A 20,023-nucleotide genomic window follows, 5' to 3' on the forward strand; every position below is an offset into this window, starting at 1 on the left:
TTCCTAAACGGAAAGTATAACCAAACGAACTAGACGGATTGTTCTACTTTTTTATCTTTCTTTTCTCCGTCAATGCTACGAATAGCACCAAAAATAGAAATAGCGGAATAACCAAGCAAAAAGACTCCTGGAATAATAAGAAGTAATGCTGCTCCTGCTTTCGAATTCGCATAATTCAGTAAATAACCAACATATGGAACTGTAATATCTGCATACTTTCCAACTACATTTTCTGCAAGTACTGGCTCTAAATCTGGTCCGTTGTTGTTATCCCCTTTTGTTTCATACATTACTTTTCCATTTGTATCTTTCACACCGATAATACGGTGAGTGATAATTTTTTGATCTTTCTCTTTAAAGGTAATAACATCACCTTTTTGATATTTAGAACCATCTTTGTTTGGTTCTATTGCAATGATTGATCCTGTTAAAAACGTCGGCTCCATTGATCCTGAAAGAACGCTCTTAAATTGATATCCCATCACTGTCGGATCACCACCGCTTGCTTTTGAAGAAATAACTACAAAAGCTAAAAAAACCATCAATGCAAATAAAACAAATGAGATCGCGTTGCTAATTATCTTCCATATTAATTTCATCGTCTCTCTCCCTCTCCGTTGTTTTATATTATTTGAAGTATGCAATATCCATTTTGTTCTTTAACAAGAACACAAGTAAATGATATAACGAACTTCTAGTTATTGCAATAAGAAAATTTACAATTATTAGTTATTTAAGATATATAAAAAAGACTGTGCCAAAATTTTACACAGTCTTTTTATTAGTAATTTATTTACCTTCTGATTTCATTCCTTTTGTATTTCGGCGCAACACTACATATAAAATTGCTCCAAATAATACAATCGCACCTATCCCAACACTTATTACTTTCATATTTGAGTCTTTTACTTCAGGCATAGTTGTATCTTTTTTAGGTATCGCAAAAGTGACATCTTCTGTTGAAAGAACATTTACCGTCGCAATTGTTTGATTATTTTTCGTAATATCAACTGCACCAACTACCTCACCACGATGTATTCCTTTATGATATAAAGATTCTTTATCTAATGAAGCCGCCCGGAAAATAGTTTTCACATTTTTCCCTTCATCTTTCTTAAGCATAAGCTCTGCACTTTGTTCTAACTCAGAATTAACATCTTTATTTAAATATGTTGTTTTTTGATGCCAATTATGTTTATCGAGCACCATTTGCTTCGTAAATTGACCGAAAGAATATTCCGCCATCTGCTTCAAATCTTCATAAATTTCAGGTCTTTGAGAAGCCATTACTACGCTTATAATACGATTTCCATCTTTCTCATTTAATAAAACAAGTGTATTACGCGCTTCATTCGTAAACCCTGTTTTACCGCCAATGCTATATGGATTTTCAAAAAAATTAGATTTATTAAAAATAGACACCGTCTGCCTAGACGTCGTAACTGTCGTTCTTTTCGTATTCATCGCTTGTAAAATTTCAGGATACTTTTGCACACCCTTCGTAATCATAGCCATATCATACGGCGTTGTATAATGGTTCGGATCATGTAATCCATTCGGTGTTACAAAGTGGCTATCTTTCGCCCCTAATTGCTTCGCTTTCTCATTCATCATATTAGCAAAATTCTCAACACTCCCGCCAATCCGCTCCGCAATCGCATACGACACATCATTCGCACTCAGCACCATTAAAATCATAAGCGCAGTATTTCTATTAATTGTCTCTCCAGGTTGAAACTCAATTTGATAATTACTCTTCTCTTGATCTAATGCTAATTGTGAAAATGTAAATTGATCCTCTGGCTTTGTATGTTCCATGAGTAAAATCGCTGTTAACACCTTCGTCGTACTAGCAGGATATGCACGGTGATATGCGTTTTTGTCATACAAAACATCTCCTGTTTTTGCATCAATTGTCGTTGCAAACTGACTAAAAACATTCGGTCCTTCTGCAGGTGGTGGTGCAACTTGTTCTGGATTTACTCCAATATTCGTCTCAGCACGCAATGTCATAGGTGTCAACAAAAACAAACAAATAACTGTAATAAAAACCAAAATTCTCTTAAAATTTACCATATGACTCTCCCTTTTCCATTTACTCCTCTAACAAAATAATAAATCTACCAATCATATGTAATTTGTATTAAACTGGAAGAATTTTCACTATTTTTCACTATATCATATTTTTACGATAAAGAACATAAATATACAATAAAAATAAGAAGGAATTACTCTTTCTTATCCTTCTCATCAATCAACGAATCTATTAACTTTTGACTAGCTTCCTCGGGCGTAATCTCATCCGTTATCCCCATAAACGACCAACCTTTAGAATCGACCCACTCAACAAACTCTTGTAAAAATTCATCATGTGTAACATCTACATCAAGAATCGAACCATTAATCGAAATCGTTCTATTTTTAGACACGCGCATCTTGAACGTTTTTCTTACCATTACAACTTTTCTCCCTCTACTTCTGAATATTTATAAAGTGAAACTTTAATCAACCCTCACGAATCGGACTTTTACGGCCATCCCGACCCCAACCTAACTTCTTTGCTTTTGCTGAATTTCGAGGTAAGGGGTCTTACTGCCCGCAAATAGCGAGATAAAATAATCATGTATCTCTGTTATACATGATTTTCAGTAAATTGTAAAAAGGATATATTGGCCAATTTAAATAGCAAAAATAAAAATCTCTTACCTACGTAAACGTAATACGACATACAATCGCTCATAAATTATTAAATAAATCCATAAAAATATACACTTTAAAACATAATTGAGTAAGCCATTCTAGTCTTTTGGAAGATATTATCTAAAATAGATACTAAACGGATAAAGGATATTTGAATAAAGAAACTGAGGCCCTCTATTTAGCTGGATTCTTAAGTTGTAGACTTAAAGATTGATGCCGGAATTCATATTTAATTTCTATTTCTGTACATCATATCGTAAGAAAGAAGGTAGTACTGTGAAAACAACAGAAAATTTTACTGACAGGGCCGATATATATGCAAAATATCGCCCTAGTTATCCTAATGAATATATTGATTACTTGCTTTCAGCTAACCAACTGAAAGGGAATCGGATTGTGGCTGATATTGGTTCAGGTACGGGGATATTTAGCCACCAGCTGCTTGAAAGTGGTTTACATGTTATTGGAGTTGAGCCAAATGATGATATGAGAAAGATGGCTGAGCAATCGTTAAAACTATATTCTCGTTTTCAATCCATAAAAGCAACTGCTGAAAATACCACTTTAAAAGAAAATAGTGTAGATTTAGTAACTGTTGCCCAAGCATTTCATTGGTTTGATAAAGAGGCTTTCAAAATCGAATGCCAACGAATTTTAAAACAAAAAGCAAATGTTGCACTTGTTTGGAATAGTAGAGATTTAACTAGTCCACTTATTAAAGAGAATGCAGAAATTTGCCAGAAAACCTGTCCAAACTTTAAAGGCTTTAGCGGTGGAATAGATGAAACTCCAGAAGTATTTAACAACTTTTTTAAAGATGGAAAGTATGATTTTAAAGAATATCAAAATGATTTACTTTTTGATTATGAAGGGTTTTTGGGAAGGAATTTATCAGCATCTTATGCTCCGAAAGAAAATGACGAACAGTATAAAATTTTTATTTTTCTCCTATCAGAGCTATTCGAAAAATACAGTAAAGATGGAAAAATTATTCTCCCGAATTTAACACGAAGCTATCTAGGCAATGTATAAACAGCCTGATACACAGAGACTTTGAACGGAATTAAAACAAGCCTAACCCCTCCCTGAATGTAGAACGAGGTTAGGCTTGTTTTGCATTTTACCACATCAAATTCAAATGACTTTCGTACAATAAAGTAGAATATATTAGAAAACACCTTAAACTGAGGAGGAACTCAATGGCGCGTTGTACGTATTGTAAAACGAAATGGAAAGTAAAAGATGTATGGTCAATACTCGTGACATTTGAAAAAGATTGTCCGTATTGTTTTGGGAGGCAATATATGTCTAATGATACTTTTCATCAAGCTAACGCCGCTTTACCACTGTTATTTTTATGCCCTTTAATTGTTGATTTAAGCGATGAAAATCCTTTAGATAAATACCGGAAATAATATAACAGCTACATTCAAAAACTACTTTTCACTGAATTTTCTTCTTATCATTATCCCTTCATACATTACTAGCATAATCGGCTTATACTTTCCCTTTTGAAGATCCCGTAGCTCAGCAAGAAGAGTGTCCCCTGGACAAGGTTTATCAATTATGACTAAAAAAAGTAATATATGTATACTGTTAAGTATAAAAAATTAGCATTAGGTTCCAATCAAATATTAATTGAAACCCAACACTCCATTTAATCTGTAATCTAGAATACAAGCAGTGTTTTTTATTATGCATTTTTGCATACAGTATTATTTTCTCTTGTAAATAGATAATAATGTTATATAATAAAATCAATATTTTACCAATAAAAGGTAATAAGAAGTAGTGGAATAAGTAAATAACTAAAGCGTATTAACAGATTTGTTCTATGTAAATCATGATACATATATGGAATCAAAACTATGAAATTTTATGTAGTGATTAGATTACTACAAGATGAAAGATTCATAGCGAATACACTTAAGGAAAAAACGTTCCATTAGATTAATGTGATATCTATCGAACGAATTGAGAATATACTTAGGGGGAATTTCAAGTGAAAACATTTGGTAAAGTATTATTAACTGGCGCATTAGCTTTAGGCGGTTTAACGGTTATAAACATTGAAACACCAAAAGCACATGCTGACGAATGGGATGGTTGTCATTACATTTGTGGTCCTGGTGAAACGGTGAACGGTGTTACAGTTCAGGTACACTCTACACAAGTTACTTTTGGTAACAGCGTAATTGCAAGAATTACAAATGACCGAGCTGAAGAAATTCATTACAATGTCAGCCTTGAAAAGAAATATGGCGATAGATGGGGAGAATTTGAAACCAACTTCCGTTGGCAAAATCAATGGGTCCCAGCTGGAAGCAATGATGAAATTGCAACTTTCACAGGATATGGCGATGATATTTATGAGGATGGAACATATCGTTATAAAGTCGAAATAAAAGGCGCTGACGGTTCTATTGATACAATTTACACAGCAGGAATGACAGTTACAGGACGATAGCTTATGAACAAGCTCCATTATTTATGATTGTATTTTTGAAAATATCATTGATAATTGCGTTGATATTATTATTAAAATAAGCTCTTCGGGGCTTATTTTTTTATACAAAAATTAGAATATAAATATTCGGAAAATTACATCTTTACACCATTAAAGTTCGTTGCTATTATAGGAATACATCAAATGTTACAATACTCAACAAATTGTACAAATCCTCCGATTACACGAATGAAATGAAAATACATTGCTGATGGTAACATTTATAGTTGGGATCCCGTAGCTCAGCAGGGAGAGCGCCACCTTGACAGGGTGGAGGTCGTGAGTTCGAGCCTCTCCGGGGTCATACTGATAGAAACCGTGTCAAATTAACGTTTGATGCGGTTTTTTATTTGTTTACTTTCATACTCTATAGAGTCAGTGGTCACAGAATTGGTCACATTCCCTACAAAATCTCTTCTATTTTATTCACTGCATCTTCTTGCATCGTTGGTAATACATGTGAATAGGTGTCTAGTGTGATTTTGATGTTACTGTGTCCTAAGCGTTCAGAAATCACCTTCACGTTCACACCTTTAGCCAATAACAAAGTTGCATGTGTATGACGTAAATCATGAAAGCGAATCTTTGGCACAGCCGCTTTCTGAATCAAAGCGTTTAGACTTCTCCTCACATTAGCAGGATTAATTGGTGTTCCAGACGGATTACACATCACCAAGTCATTGTCTTGGTATTCCTCACCTTGGCTAAGCTTCTCTTTCAATACGATTGCTCTGTGTTTCTTTAGCTTGGCTACTGTTGACGCAGGTAATAGTATTTTTCTTAAACTTGATTTTGTCTTTCCTCCAAGCAAGAACGTCTTCCCATCATGACTTAACGTTTGACTTATGGTTAAATGTCCTTTTTCTAAATCAACATCTTTCCACCGTAACCCTAGCAATTCACCTTGTCGCATACCAGTTACAAGAGCCATATGAAAAACGATAGAATACCTGCTATCCTGTGCCGCTTTCAAGAACAGTTGTACTTCCTGTTCGTTCCACACCGTTAATTCTTCCTTATCAGCTTTAGGCAATTTCGTTTTCGCTGCAATATTTTTACTTATTAACTCTAAATCAATTGCATGTTCAAGAGAGTTCCGAATGATTTTGATTATCTTCTCAATTGTTCCTCGCTTTAAACCTTCGTCTCGCAGCGAATTGACGTAGTTTTGCATATGCAACGATGTTAGCTTAGCTAATTTGATATTACCTAGGGAAGGGATGATACGACTGTTTAAATACCCTTTCAGTACTTTTGCTGTTTGGATACCAACACTGTGCTTCTTGGTATTAAACCAACCTTCCAGATATTCACCATAAGAGAGTTTGCTAGGTTCTATGTGTGTTCCAGTGTGAACTTCTGAGAGCAGCATTGTTAACGCATTTTCTGCTTCTTTTTTGGTAATGAATCCCCTCTTCTTCTTTTGCTTTCTCTTACCTGTTAAAGGGTCAATACCAATGTCTACAATATAAAAATATTTTCCTGTTTTCTTATCTTTTTTTACGCTTCCTTTCATTGTTAAGAGCCTCCTTGGAGTCCTTAACTGTGCTGTATATGGTTAATTCTATTATAGAGGATAATTTTCACTGTCTCTACTTAACCCTATAACAAAATAAAATTAACAACTTGACCTTAGTTTAGGAAGTTATTCTACAAAATGTATTTTAGGCAAATATACCATTCTAAGCTTTTAAACTTACCTGTTATAGACTTTTGCTAAATAAAAAAGGATATGAGTAATTTACTCATACCCTTTGAAAGGCTCATGTAATAGTACACAACCTATCCTATAGACACACGTTAATATATATAATCTGTTGGTACATTGAAAAGAAAGTTATACTATACTTCTTTTAAATCAATACCATACATCATTTCTAACTTATTATTCGTTCGCTGTGACAAATAAAGATAAATTATTTCTATCTTTATCAATTAACTTAATTTGTTCCACTTCATTTTGCACTATAGATAAACTATAGTCATGGTCTTTTAAGTTTTCATATAGGGAAATTAAACTACTTCTATATTTAATTATAAAATAACTGCTAATATTATTTTCAATCCCTTCTATATTGTCATGGTGTTGTACTAACGATTTTATAGTCAATATTATCAATTTGACGAGAGAATGGTCAGTAAACAAATATATATCATGGGACTTTAATACTTTATTATCAATTAATAAGCTAATACGGTTTAATAGAATAATAGTCTCTTTAATATAAGTTAAGAACTTTTCTAACTCTTCTCCATCAAGACCAGACTGATAATTAATCCCTTCTAGCAACTTATCATACTGATTCAATTCTTTGTTCAATTGCATTATTAACATAATTTGCTCTTTTTTAAAAGTATTTTCTTGAATAAAGAATTGCATTGTCACAAATATAATTCCTATACCTGCAAGAAAACTACCTATCCAACCTATTTTCTCCCACCCATTCCAATCCCAGAAGAAAATACAAATAAGAGCAAATATACTTATAAAAGTAATACTTAAATGAACTATAGTTATCTTTTTGGGAATTTTCTTTAAAGTCTCTAACTTGTCTATTATTTTAATTGTACTTACCTCCCTTATAATTACTTTCTATCTTTTTAACCGCTTCTTCCAATATACGAATAGTTTCTTTTTTCTCTATGCCACTCTTTATCGAAATTAATTCAAGATTTATTCCATCTAAAAACCATTTTAATATCTCAAGTTCTTGCTGGCTACATACTTGCCTAGCATATTTTATACACTTAGTTTTATCTAATAGAATTTCAAAAAAATCAATTTTATCATCCACCAGAGAAGGATATAGAGAAAGGTATTGACGCCAATTAACTAGCATTTCTTCTTCAAGATTAATATTACTAATTTCCCTTTTTTTGAATATTAATAACAACGTTAATTTCGCAGTAATTTCTTCTCCTGAATCAAACATAAAACTTTTAAACATAGGCTCAAACACAGGAATTCTATCATAAAATATTTTTCTCTTAAAAAATAATAACTGAAAAGCTCTCCTTTCAAAGAATTCCATTTCCCCTCTTAACTTCTCGTATTCTCGTTTATGAAACCAATCCATAAAACCTATGTATATTGATTCAGCCTCTAAACGAATTAAATCAAAAGCATCACTTCTTGAGACAGTATTTTCTACAATCCAAAAAAGATTATTCATTTCTGATTCATAACCATCCTGTCGAAGTTGGTTAATATATGCAATATTCTCCCCTTTTTGTTTTGAAAAATAGTTAAGAACTTTTTCTATTAGTTCCTGATACTTATCTTTTTGAAAGTTTTCTATTAAGCTTAGCGCCTCTATGTGGAAATTTTGCTTTTCTATATCGTTATCTATTTCCTTAGCTGTCTCCAATATCATTAAGTACATTTTTTCTTTTAGCTCATCCTTAATTTCATTAACCTTTTTTTTCTTAACTAAGTGGTATTTAATTTTTTTCATAAATCCCAATTGGTCAATTTGTTCAGCCAGTACGTTTTCCATCATTGTATTAATTTGAGCATCAACACTTTCAATTTCATTTAAAACACTTTCTCGGAAACTAATGTAAGATTCTTCTGACATTAGCAGGTTAAAAGGGGTATTTTTTTTAAACAGTGCAGTCTCTAGTAAATTTTCATTTTCATATTTATCTCCACCTACTGAACCAGAAATTTCATGTTTATGTAACTGCAATAAACTATTTTCTATAAGTTTTTTTATATTAATTGATTTCGTTCTCATCAAATCTTGCGTACCAAATATATGATATAGTCGTATCATTTTAACAATGAATTGCGCATCAGCATAAGTGAAGTTTTCCAAATACCTTTTCATCTCCCTCCCTATATTTTCATAGTTTGGGAAAAACATGCGTAGCTTATATTCGAACTTTTCACCAGTTAAATCATCTTCTACCTTTATAGATATCTTGCTCGGTTTCATATAAAAAACCTCCTTATTTTTTTCTAAATACTTCCTTATCCTACAATTTATTATTATAGAATAAAAAAGAATGTCCTTTACCTTTTAAGGACATCCTAACAAAACATAGGTGTATTACTTTCTTTAATAAAATATTTATGTTTTCTTTTTCAAATCCTTAAGATACATCTTTAGATTTCTCTGTATAATCATTTAGTATAGAATTGATAATAAATGCACTTTCTTTCATAAGATTAATTAACTGTTCATAATTATTAATGCTAGAAGGCAGTTTCCCCTCATGTACCACATGACTGCTAGCTGAGTAAACTTGCTTTAATTTATAAGCAAGTGTTTTTGAAAGAACAGCTTCTTCAATTAATAAAGAAATTATTTTAATAACAGACATTTTTGTTTCCTCATTAAATATATTGAAGTAAAGTTGCCTTATTATAGCTTCTATTATAATTCTTTGCTCATATACTTGTCTAATCTCCTCACTGTCATTAAAAAATTCATTGAATTTAACTTCTTCTTTTACTTCATCGTTAAGAGTTGAAAGTGATATCTGGTAGTTTTGCTCAATCAATTTACTATCCTTATCCTCTTTCTCTTTTTTTGCCAAAAGAAAAAAACTCCCCTCCATAATTCCGACTAACTTTTTTATTAAGTTATCTAATAAAGGATTTATTAATACTAATATTACAATTGGAACAAAAACAGCCGCAAATTTTATCACATTATTTAGGTTAAGATTTGATTCAAAATACTGAGCAGATTGTACAATAAAAATAAAGCAGACTAATGATATTATTAAAGAGACTCTTGAAGTGAAAAAAGAAAATGTATCTGACTCATCCTGAATGGTAGTATTAGTTACTTCATATCTTGAGTTTTCCAACATTTCTTCCAGTTGCTTTAATAATCCTAACCTTATGTCATTAGAAATATGCTCATTTTCACATACTCTCGCATAAATCATCTTAACAATGTCCACTCTCTCCATATTTAATTTACAATTTTTATTTTTTTCAAACCCCTCTATTAGTGAATCTAAATCAATTCGGAATATCTGAACCCCACTGTTAACATGATTTCTAATCACCAGGTTAATTATCTCTTCTTTTAATCTTATTATTTCCTTTTGCTGTTCTTTTCTTTGTTTAACCTCTTGATATAAAAAAATTATGACTGCTAAAATTAAGGAAAGAATTGTTGCTGTATTTATAACAGGACTCGAATTTATTATGTTGTTAAAAAAGTTCATTTATTTTACCCTCTTAATTGAATTTAAAGAATATTCCACTTATATTTATCAAATGTAATTTTACCACAATTTTCTATCCTTTCAACAAATTCTTTCATTTGGATAAAAGTTAGATTTATTTAAAATTACCTAGAAATATATTAGTTCATTATTACTGGACAAATACGTAAACTGCAGTACTTAATAGTAATAGTTGTTTCCGTAAAACTAACTTATTAAATTCTATGTGCTAAACACGTTATACTCAATCATTCGCTCCAGTATACAAAAACAAAGAACTTCCATTAAGAGATTCTCCTTATGTGTTTCATTCCACACTTACAATTGGTTTGAGGTTTACAATTTTATAATTGCACATGTTTTCTTCATACTCTATCGCTTCTCTCATAATTAATTCATTGTATTTATGTATACCATAAAAGTTCTTATTCTTCCCCGCTCATACTTTAATTGTAATGCAGAACAGTACTTCTTCTCAATAATCAAAGTATGACTAGATAACTCTAACAGTTTGCTTTAATCTATGTTATAACAATTAAGCTATTTACTAATAGAGATAAATAGCATTCAACTAATAAAATCGAAAATTTATTAATTATCCTTGATTAGACAAGACCCATCAAAAACTACTAAGTAAGCTTTATATAGTTTTAAAATATTCAAATAAATGGTATAATTTTTCAGGGGTGATGTTATTGAATTATGCAGATTTTCCAAAAGCTCAACAACAATATATTAATGGTGTTCTTTCACAACATATGGATGCTTACATTAGAAAGCATAAAATCTGGACTCCAGAACAAATGTATGAAGACCTTATGGAAAAGAAACTATTAAATCATAAAAAAGGCTGGTTTGGTCCTAAACGATTCATTGATGGTGTACTCCAATCAACAAATGAAGTATCTGAGCGTTGGCTAGTTTCAGAATGTGCTAGGAGTTTTATACTAGAACGCTTTACCAAAAAGTATGAAAAGAATAAAAAGCTTGCAAAGAAAAAAGGGCCAATGGAAGACCGAATAAGATTTGGTAAAAGATGGAACAAAGAGCTTTACTTCGATATAAATTATGGTCTTCAAAAAGGGTCTCATAACTATGCTAAAACAGAAATAGTTGAAGGGTCAGATTTAATTCCTTGGACAATCGAGCATGTTAATGAGCAATTAACATGCTATGACACCGACCTACCTACTGTACTAAGCGAATTATCTACAAGCTATATAGAAAAGAAGTTTTACAAATACTGGGTAGATAACTATTACCACGATACAACACAACCTGCCTTGATTCCTGAATTTTGTGGTAACCGCTCGACATTCTATGTTAATCGGAAGAATGATAATTACTATATGAGCGCTTCTGATGTTCCTGGCACACATAAATTTGATTTTAGTTCGATAAGAGGGGTCAATATCCGTTTTGATTTTTTGATAATCAACTGGTATAAACAAAAGAAAATGGTTATTGAACTTGACGGACATGCCTATCATAAAACAGTGGAGCAAAGGAATAAAGATGCCATCAAGAGAACTGTAGCAAGTAATAATGATTACATGCTAAACGTTATTACAAGCCAACAAATTGAAGAAAATATTGAAGCTTGTTTCAGAAGGATAGATGAATTTCTATTAAAGGACTAAGCTTTAGCTTAGCCCTTTTCATATATTTTATTAAAGTCTTTTATTAGAAAAATCATAGATTTTATATTGATAGTTAACATATTAAAATTGTAATTTTATTAACACCTAGGCCTTTCGTTAATAACAAAATAGCTTTAAATATAAAATTACGTTACTAAATATTTATGTATTCATTAGACTCATTTCTTCTACAGAATTATTTCACCTTACCTAATTATTGAACATACATTTTGTACACGTTCTCCCTATGCCCAATTATCCGCTCATAGACACAAAAAAAGGAGAGCCTCAACAAGAGTCCTCCTCTTCCCTCTGATACTTCTTTTAGCTGACTTCCTTACGAGGTTTATATCTTCCATTTTTCATTATCAATCTATTAATATAATCGATACCTTTTGATGTAACCATTGTTGTAGTAACCGTTTTTCCATCTATTTCAAACAATTTAACCTTAAATCTCCCTGTTTTACGATGCATTTCATATGGTAGGTTGTGATTATCTAAGACATTCTTATCTCGTAGAAGTGCAAATAATTTATTTCTACCAATCTCAAAGTCTAGTAACTGAGCAACTTCTTTCATATTGAATATTCCATCCAATGCAATCATTCTGTTGTATGATTGAACAATATCTTCCTGCTCTTTGATTTTTTGCTGTTGTCGTTTGATAATTTCGTCTTTTTTATCCAATGTCTTTTTAGCAACTAATGATGCTTTAGCCAATATTTCTTCGTCAGATTCTTCTGCCTTTACAGGAATATACCCACCAGTTTGTCTAATTTGAGGAATAACTTCATCAAACACCCAACTTTCAAACCGTTCAGCCTCTTCTAATTTAGAACTAACGATTAATCGATAAAGATTACCTTCTGTAATAAACTTTACTTTCTGACCTCTTCCTAGAGAATCGGTGACCTCGCAAAATGCGACCCCATCTTTCTTGCAGTGTTTTCCTATTGCATCATGTTTGTTCTTGTATCCTAACAAAGCTGCACATCTTGTCGCAGGGAACATTAACTTGCCATTAACATCTAAAATTCCTAAATTACCAAATTCTCCGTTCTCAAATACTTTTAAATTTTCCATCAATTCAAATTACCTCTTTCTTTTATTTGTGATACTTTATCGTAGAGTCACCATTATTAAAGGGATGACCTTTATCTGTTTATATCTTATAATGTCATTAACTAATTAATTTTTTATTTTCTTTGACTTGTATCGGACGGCAATCCTTTACAAGTTTTTTTCTGATTATCTTCGGGAAATTGAACCTGCTCATGTCTTCTTCTGTTATTCCCATTTCTTCTTTTATCTTTTTGTTACTGGGAATTATCTCTAAGTCATAGCTATCAAGCATTTCACCAACGCTTTTACCCTTAGCGTACATTCCTGTTATAGGACTAAAAACGATATTCCCTCTCTTGTCAATACGCAACTCTATTTGTCCCTCAATATAATAATATTTCACTCTATTGTCCACCTTTCTCTTTATAATAATTTTGAAGAGCCTTAACATCTGCCTTAAATGATTCCCTATATTCCCATTTACAGTAGTAGTTCTTCTCTTTATCGTATTCTTCTCTGATAGTTTCAAAGTAGATTAACTCATTTTCCATAAGCACTTTCACATACTTAGTGATTGTCTTCTTATCTAATCCAGTAGCTTCTGCAAGCTTTTCAATTGTGGGGTTTGACACACTCCAATTTGAAACCCCTTCCCAAATCCAATGCACAATATTGAAGTAAACTGCGAATGCGATTGACTTATTACGCTCTTTCATTGCAATAAGCTTCATCATCACATCAAATGAAATCTTAGTGAAGTTGTTCTTGACTTTACCTTCAGCATTCTCTCCAGAAATTGTTTTAGCATCAGAAATATCAGATACTTCAATAAAGTAATCATTCGCATACTTCATATCTTCTGCTTGAATCTGATTCATCTTTATGAAATCTTCAAAGATAATAATCATACCCTTCTTTTCCATTGCTACAAGGGTTTCTTTTAAAGATGCTTTATTCTTTTTATCATCACTCAACGAAAGCATCTGTAGCAAGCTGTTAACCCCTACTCTAGCTGAACCCATTGGATTCATGCTCCAGGTTCTTAATAGAACTGTAATGAACTGCTCCTTGCAGTTGTACTGTTCAATATTCCAAATAAAATTATTATCAACTTCAACGTAATTAATCACTGTAATTCTCCTTCTTTTACTTAAAATTCTTAATCTTCTTCCTTGACTTAGTATGAAGAAGCCTTTTTCACTAGCCGTAATTTTTTCACTTTTTCAATAATTCTTTAAGTTCATTCCATTTACCTAAAGCACTGTCTAATTTTTCACCACGTTCAAAGCACCAATAGATGTTTCCATTGTTGTGTTTTCCAGTGGTGGCATATCTTAAATTATTCATTTTCAAGAAATCCTTAAGTTGTTTTGAGTAGCAATAGTAAGTATTATTCATCCACATTCTCCTTCTGTTAACGTAGTTTCGTTACTAAAAAGTCAACGCAAAAAGGCACAGAAAAGCTACCGACCCAAATTAATGGATTGATAGACTCTTCTGTGCCTAAGTCGTCAGTTCTGCAATAGAACTAAGTCGCAAAATAACACTATGTCCGTTGGACAAGAATGCGAGTACATCTATTTAACTGTAAGTCTATTATATCACAGACGCAACACAATATCAACATGTATCCAAAATTAAAATTATATCAGATTCACTTAAGAATTACTAGTGATTCTGATGAAAAATTGTAGTAAATGGTATATTTTTAAATTACAACTAAAAAGTTCGTATACTCTCATAATTTAGTATTATCTCACACCCCAAAAGTTATCAGCATTTATCAATTTCTTTTGCCCGTCTACATTAGTATCATTTCACAACTAAGAAGCTGACAAGGGTTGAAAACTATCTGACTTAAATGCCTACAAAGGCGGTTGGCTCATAGATTATTTTTCTTATCTTTAGACCACTACGCTTTGAAGGGAATTGGTGGTTCTTTTGCTTTATCTAAAACTTTAGCCTCCATAAAAAAGCAGAAATTACCGAAGACCGTAACGTCCCCTACTCGCTTGCGGGGGGCGTTACATATATTCTTTTTTATTTTTATCTTCTATTTATAATTCGTCTTCTGTTTAGCGACCCGTTATCTCCCCTTTTTTTGAGGAATTCTTCCCGAAGGTCTGGAACGAATCCCCCTTTTTTTAGGGAGTTTACCCTCCAACTTTAGAAAGAACTCCCCTTTTTTTAGGGAGTTCCTTCCAAACCTTAGAACCACAAGAGTTTGAAGCATATAAACCCAGAATTTAAATAGCCACCGACAAACTGTGTACGGCTAAAAAAGCACTCATAAGATTAGTACGAGTCGATATATCCTATCCCAATAACCACAAAAAAGAAGTGGATTTACATACTCTGACCTCAAAGAAAACACACTTATCCCTCGTCATAGACATGAAACATCCTATCTATTTTAGTACGTAACAGGTAAGCCTCCTATTGAAGCTGGTACATATAAACTCTCTCCTTTTATAGTTTATTTGTTTAACGCCTCATTCAATTATTAATATTATTAACAGTGTAACGCAATAGATTCTATCAACAACTTGATAAAAATTCTTTCTTATATCCACCATAACCTTCTAAAGGATTTGTAATTAGCGTCTTCTCATCAACTCTTGCATCAAGCGTTACTTACAATAGTAGTATCGATACAAAAATACTTTGATATCCAAAATACAAAGTGTCGACATGAACAAATGATGTATACACGCTTCGACATTTACTTTAGAAATACTTATTGTTAAGGTATTTTTATTAAATAAAAAGCATCAAATACCCGTCTCGTATCGGAGTTCCATACATTACATTGGTGTGGATGTAAGTACTCATCTCTCTTTCCATTATAAGACTGCTGTGGGATGCGGAAAATCTCTTCTCCGTTCAAAGCTTATATGATATAACCTCATACTCCCATGACCACTTATAACACACATAATTGTCATAACGTATATACAATATTTAGCAAGAACTAAAATTGCAATTGCCATAACATACTTCTGTCTCTAAAATGATGCTATACAAGACAAAGAGTTATAGTATGCCGACTTTTCAATATGGAACTACAACTATGGATTACGACATCGAATATAATCACGATAAAAAACATATCCATTATTATAGATGAAAGAGATTCGGCTCATAGTACCAAAGATATTACTGTCAAGCAAATTGAGGGGATTATAAAAAAAGAAGAAAAAACACCTACAGTATAAAGGGACTGTCTAAAAAGTAAAAAACTTACTAAATTATTTCCCTCCATCACTTATAGTATTGGAGGGAAATAATTTAGTAAGTTTAAATAAAGAATTTGTTAACGCTTTATACTGTTTAAAAACAACTTTTCATAAATATCAAGATTTACATTAATGTTTTCAATGACAGAACTAATTTCTAACTCAAGTACAGTATCATAGTGTACTAATAGCAAAAACAAAAAATATGTATACAGAAAGACAAAATATCCACTAGCGAAAGTTGACATTTTAGCCTTACTACTTAAGAATTGCGGAAACGAATCCCCATGAAACCTCTCATTCCTTGAAGAATAAATAATACCATCTAAAATTAACACTGCATTTTGTTTGGTATTAAGTTGAACATCTCTATTATTTAAGTTAATACTCTGACCCGCCAACACAATCTTAAATAAAGATGCACATCTTCTCTGGGTATCTGCATTAAAGATGTTATATTTCGTTAAGATATCATCATATAGAGCATTATCTACCTCGGTCAAAACTCTTTTGACTCTTTTCCGTATATGTTTAACATGTCTTCTTTCCACATTTGATATTGAGTTATTGAGTAGCCTCTTGGATAAAAACTCTAAGGATTGTAGAGGTATTAAATTATGAAATCTTTCAAATGTATCTTTTACTATCTGATAAGAGTCTATATACAAATCCCAAGTTTTTTTCGGTTGTTCTGTATTACCTTGAAAAATACCTAATACATATGAATCAACCGCTCTCCATGTATTATCAAAAGCGATATCTGGTCTTAATGGTAATCCATCGAGACCATCAAGGAAATAAGCAAGCGCCTTATGGAACTCATTATCATCGGTCTCAGGGAATTTGAATGGAATAAATCCCCCTGTCGTGGTGGCATGTATTTTTTCCATCAATAAATTATAGTGTGGTAAAGAAATTCTTTTTCCTTCTTCCCAGTTATTATTAAATTCTAATCTCAGTCGTTGATAATTATTCACAACAAATGCCTCCTCCTATACTTCTAAGCTAATATAATAAGTTTCTTACTCACAAAATTTATTATATGTGATTCCCAACATAATTGGCAGTATATTAAAAAACTTAATATTTATTTTCAAATTCCAAATAGATAGAATGATTAAATGGGTACATGAAGTTGAACTGTCTAATCCAAACTACTAAGTTACTGATGTTGATATAAAAGGCTAAGAAACCCTTATTTTTAAGAAACTCATTCAATAGACTTTGTTTTCCTTTTAGATTTCAACTTATCTCGTATCGAAATTTTTTATGCCTTGTTTGGTGTAGATTTGGGTGCTATGTAGCCCTGCTCTAATAAGAGGGTTGGAGATTGTGGAAACTCCCCCCCTCTACATCAAAAAAGGAATGAGACATCTCATTCCTTTTACCATTATACAGACAGTTAAAGACATAATTTTGTGGTCACAATATTGGTCACAGCGGTCACAGAACCTGCGCCTTTTTTAATAGAATTTCATTTATATAAATCCTTAAGACCCCCTTTAAATCAACGTTTTCCCCCGTAGCTCAGCAGGGAGAGCGCCACCTTGACAGGGTGGAGGTCGTGAGTTCGAGCCTCTCCGGGGTCATATAAAAAAGAGACACCATATCAACCTTCTACGTGATATAGTGTCTCTTTTTTATCTCATTCAATTACTTCCCACCAAACATCTTCTCCAAAGACTTTGCATTGGCAAACAATACTTCTTTCAAGTTATCGTCAGCAACGATTTTATAGTCGCCATCTTTGTCTTTCTTTAAGTTCAATGTAACTTCGCGAGTTGCCATTGCTGCATCTTTATCCGTTAAGTTTTTGATGATAGTTGAGGTCATTGTTTTTTCGATTGCTTTTTCAGATTGTTCTTTGTCTTCACTAAATGCGCTAGCGAAGGCCATTGGCATAACTTCTCCCACTGCTTTTGTTACAGCAACGGATAGATCAGCAGATGTAATTTTCACTTTCACTTCTGCTTTGTCATCCTTTTTCGATACTTCTTCTAGCTTTTCAAATTTAAAGTTCTTTGTAATTGCACTTAGCATTGCTTTTGCCTCAGTATCATCTGTTTTTTCATTTAGTTTATTAAATTCCTTGTCACTCTCAACAAATGTACGAGCTTTTTCTATATCACCTTTTTGTATCGCTGTTAAAAATTCTTCTGTAGTATCTTTCGGATTTGCACACCCTGCTAAAACACCTGCTGTTAATCCTACTACCATCATTAATAGCAATAATTTCTTTATCTTTTGCACGCTCATTCTCCTCTTATCTTTTCTAGTAAGTCAGCATCATACAATATTATGAAACTGACATTACAAACATTTTTTAGTATAGCATTTATATGATTCGTTTTCTATTAATTCCCAAAAGATAAAGGGCCTTGCAGCATTCCTACAAGGCCCTCTTCTATCAATCTGTATCCGTAGCACAAATGAACCACATTTTCTGTTCCCTACTATCTAACACCATCCAAGTAACATCCCACGCAACATCGTAAAACCAATCTGTCCAAGGGCGATAGCTTTCGAACACTTTAATATCTTCGTATCGATCTTGGAACATATATTGACATACATTGACTGCTAATTGTTTTGCGATAACTGGTCGTTCCTTAAACCCTTCATATGCTCCGCCCCACAAAATTTGCGCAGCAATGCTACCATCAAGCATAACTGCCAGCTGCTCTTTAAAACGAAACTTATATTTGTCTGATGTATGTATTTTTAACTCTTCTAAGTTATTGATTATGTCTAAAGAGTTGAAGATTCTTCTAAAGAAGTGCTCATGTCCATCTTTCGAATGTGGTATTTCTTTAAAAAAATTTTCGTTATGCACTTTAAAACAGCTTATTATTGTTCCACCAATTAAGTTTTGTTCCTTAAACGTGTTTATAAGTTGCTCAACAGATGAGTCATTCGTGTCTATTTTTTCAAACGTTCCCTCTTTCCATCTCATAACGCCCACTACTCTCTATTAAAAATTTGTTTCTTCATTATAAATAGCAAAATAAAAACCAGCAACTTTAAGGTTGCTGGCTTAGCTCTTATTCATATTCGAAAAAACAATAACAACTGCTCCAAACAAATAATGCCCTACTACCATCCACATATTCCAATCAAAAATCATAAACGATAACCAAAGCGATATATTAATAGCAGTAAATAATAAATATAAAATGAAATCTCTCTTTCGCATTGCTCCTCTATTCATCAAAATGTAAACGGCACCGATAGGAGGAAAAGACAAATATTTTTCTTAACGAACACGAATACTAAATTACTGTCTACAAAAGATTCTCCTTTTCATCACAATACCTGCTTCGACATCGGCCTCACTACCCTATATTCATCACTATAAGCTTCCTTTATGATTAAAGGCGGATATTCACTTTTTTCTTCCTCAATCATTGTAAATACTTCTGTTTTCTCTTGTAATGTATTAGATTCTCTATTTTTAGTAGGTTTTTTACTTGTTTTAATTTCCCTTGTTACTTCGCCAAGTTTTCGCCCAACTTCTTCTACTTTGGCAGGTTCATTCGTAACATAATATTCTTGTTCGTCCCATACTAATATAGGTGGCACTTGTTCTCTTTTGTTACATATTATATAAGTAGTACTAGCTACAAGTAGTAGACAAGTTAATAAATAGAAGATAGTTTTTTTATTCATATACTACACTCCTTATCTATCATTTC

Annotated in this window: 20 protein-coding genes and 2 tRNA genes; 6 read left to right on the forward strand and 16 right to left on the reverse strand. The window is 32.3% G+C overall.

The features are described 5' to 3' along the window. Positions 1-29 precede the first annotated feature (29 nt). From sipW to ACUN13_RS09055, 3 genes are all read right to left on the reverse strand, one after another. On the reverse strand, positions 30-599 hold the full coding sequence (sipW, locus tag ACUN13_RS09045) for a signal peptidase I SipW (protein WP_000767792.1): 570 nt from the start codon (positions 597-599) through the stop codon (positions 30-32). Positions 600-789: 190 nt separating this feature from the next. Continuing rightward, positions 790-2,076, reverse strand: coding sequence for a D-alanyl-D-alanine carboxypeptidase family protein (locus ACUN13_RS09050; RefSeq protein WP_025690099.1), 1,287 nt, complete (start codon positions 2,074-2,076; stop codon positions 790-792). Positions 2,077-2,228: 152 nt separating this feature from the next. Next, complete coding sequence (locus ACUN13_RS09055) at positions 2,229-2,456, reverse strand: hypothetical protein (RefSeq protein WP_000251856.1); 228 nt, start codon at positions 2,454-2,456, stop codon at positions 2,229-2,231. Between the two features lie 520 nt (positions 2,457-2,976). Between ACUN13_RS09055 and ACUN13_RS09060 the strand changes: the two genes are divergently transcribed. The 4 genes from ACUN13_RS09060 (at position 2,977) to ACUN13_RS09075 (ending at position 5,510) form a co-directional block, all read left to right on the forward strand. Then, a complete protein-coding gene (locus tag ACUN13_RS09060; RefSeq protein ID WP_025690101.1) occupies positions 2,977-3,732 on the forward strand; it encodes a class I SAM-dependent methyltransferase in 756 nt (251 codons plus the stop codon). A gap of 167 nt (positions 3,733-3,899) precedes the next feature. Further along, complete coding sequence (locus ACUN13_RS09065) at positions 3,900-4,115, forward strand: hypothetical protein (RefSeq protein ID WP_000090222.1); 216 nt, start codon at positions 3,900-3,902, stop codon at positions 4,113-4,115. Positions 4,116-4,702: 587 nt separating this feature from the next. Further along, positions 4,703-5,167 (forward strand): hypothetical protein, encoded by a 465-nt coding sequence (locus ACUN13_RS09070; RefSeq protein ID WP_025690103.1) that lies wholly within the window; start codon positions 4,703-4,705, stop codon positions 5,165-5,167. A gap of 270 nt (positions 5,168-5,437) precedes the next feature. Continuing rightward, positions 5,438-5,510: transfer RNA gene (locus tag ACUN13_RS09075), tRNA-Val, on the forward strand. A gap of 99 nt (positions 5,511-5,609) precedes the next feature. Here the strand turns inward: ACUN13_RS09075 and ACUN13_RS09080 are convergent. The 4 genes from ACUN13_RS09080 to ACUN13_RS09095 form a co-directional block, all read right to left on the reverse strand. Continuing rightward, the gene (locus ACUN13_RS09080; protein ID WP_202283391.1) at positions 5,610-6,722 is read right to left on the reverse strand and encodes a tyrosine-type recombinase/integrase; all 1,113 of its coding nucleotides are present in this window, start codon (positions 6,720-6,722) and stop codon (positions 5,610-5,612) included. 369 nt (positions 6,723-7,091) lie between these two features. Then, positions 7,092-7,592, reverse strand: a complete 501-nt coding sequence (locus ACUN13_RS09085) for a hypothetical protein (RefSeq protein ID WP_071680198.1) — start codon at positions 7,590-7,592, stop codon at positions 7,092-7,094. A 175-nt stretch (positions 7,593-7,767) separates the two neighbouring features. Continuing rightward, entirely contained in the window at positions 7,768-9,144 is a 1,377-nt protein-coding gene (locus tag ACUN13_RS09090; protein WP_202283390.1) for a hypothetical protein, read from the reverse strand. Positions 9,145-9,301: 157 nt separating this feature from the next. Then, entirely contained in the window at positions 9,302-10,390 is a 1,089-nt protein-coding gene (locus tag ACUN13_RS09095) for a hypothetical protein (protein ID WP_202283389.1), read from the reverse strand. A gap of 695 nt (positions 10,391-11,085) precedes the next feature. Here ACUN13_RS09095 and ACUN13_RS09100 point away from each other — a divergent pair. Continuing rightward, positions 11,086-12,030, forward strand: a complete 945-nt coding sequence (locus ACUN13_RS09100) for a hypothetical protein (RefSeq protein WP_202283388.1) — start codon at positions 11,086-11,088, stop codon at positions 12,028-12,030. 324 nt (positions 12,031-12,354) lie between these two features. On the opposite strand, the gene ACUN13_RS09105 is transcribed toward ACUN13_RS09100, so the two are convergent. From ACUN13_RS09105 to ACUN13_RS09125, 5 genes are all read right to left on the reverse strand, one after another. After that, on the reverse strand, positions 12,355-13,116 hold the full coding sequence (locus ACUN13_RS09105; protein ID WP_202338087.1) for a phage antirepressor KilAC domain-containing protein: 762 nt from the start codon (positions 13,114-13,116) through the stop codon (positions 12,355-12,357). 97 nt (positions 13,117-13,213) lie between these two features. Continuing rightward, positions 13,214-13,498: a hypothetical protein gene (locus ACUN13_RS09110; protein WP_202283386.1), complete on the reverse strand. Its 285-nt coding sequence runs from the start codon at positions 13,496-13,498 to the stop codon at positions 13,214-13,216. A 1-nt stretch (position 13,499) separates the two neighbouring features. Beyond that, the gene (locus ACUN13_RS09115; protein WP_202283385.1) at positions 13,500-14,225 is read right to left on the reverse strand and encodes a hypothetical protein; all 726 of its coding nucleotides are present in this window, start codon (positions 14,223-14,225) and stop codon (positions 13,500-13,502) included. Positions 14,226-14,310: 85 nt separating this feature from the next. Further along, positions 14,311-14,493, reverse strand: coding sequence for a hypothetical protein (locus ACUN13_RS09120; RefSeq protein ID WP_445423759.1), 183 nt, complete (start codon positions 14,491-14,493; stop codon positions 14,311-14,313). Positions 14,494-16,408: 1,915 nt separating this feature from the next. Then, on the reverse strand, positions 16,409-17,308 hold the full coding sequence (locus tag ACUN13_RS09125; RefSeq protein ID WP_202283383.1) for a hypothetical protein: 900 nt from the start codon (positions 17,306-17,308) through the stop codon (positions 16,409-16,411). A gap of 541 nt (positions 17,309-17,849) precedes the next feature. Here ACUN13_RS09125 and ACUN13_RS09130 point away from each other — a divergent pair. Further along, positions 17,850-17,920 (forward strand) — tRNA-Val (locus ACUN13_RS09130). Between the two features lie 64 nt (positions 17,921-17,984). Here the strand turns inward: ACUN13_RS09130 and ACUN13_RS09135 are convergent. The 4 genes from ACUN13_RS09135 to ACUN13_RS09150 form a co-directional block, all read right to left on the reverse strand. Further along, a complete protein-coding gene (locus ACUN13_RS09135; protein WP_025690104.1) occupies positions 17,985-18,581 on the reverse strand; it encodes a hypothetical protein in 597 nt (198 codons plus the stop codon). A 157-nt stretch (positions 18,582-18,738) separates the two neighbouring features. Then, on the reverse strand, positions 18,739-19,284 hold the full coding sequence (locus tag ACUN13_RS09140; RefSeq protein ID WP_001267333.1) for a hypothetical protein: 546 nt from the start codon (positions 19,282-19,284) through the stop codon (positions 18,739-18,741). A gap of 81 nt (positions 19,285-19,365) precedes the next feature. Then, complete coding sequence (locus tag ACUN13_RS09145; RefSeq protein ID WP_179206952.1) at positions 19,366-19,524, reverse strand: hypothetical protein; 159 nt, start codon at positions 19,522-19,524, stop codon at positions 19,366-19,368. Between the two features lie 110 nt (positions 19,525-19,634). Next, positions 19,635-19,997 carry a hypothetical protein gene (locus tag ACUN13_RS09150; protein ID WP_001036583.1) on the reverse strand — a complete coding sequence of 121 codons (363 nt, stop codon included), beginning with the start codon at positions 19,995-19,997 and terminating at the stop codon, positions 19,635-19,637. Positions 19,998-20,023: the final 26 nt, after the last annotated feature.

The sequence above is a fragment of the Bacillus cereus group sp. Bce041 genome (assembly GCF_052646455.1).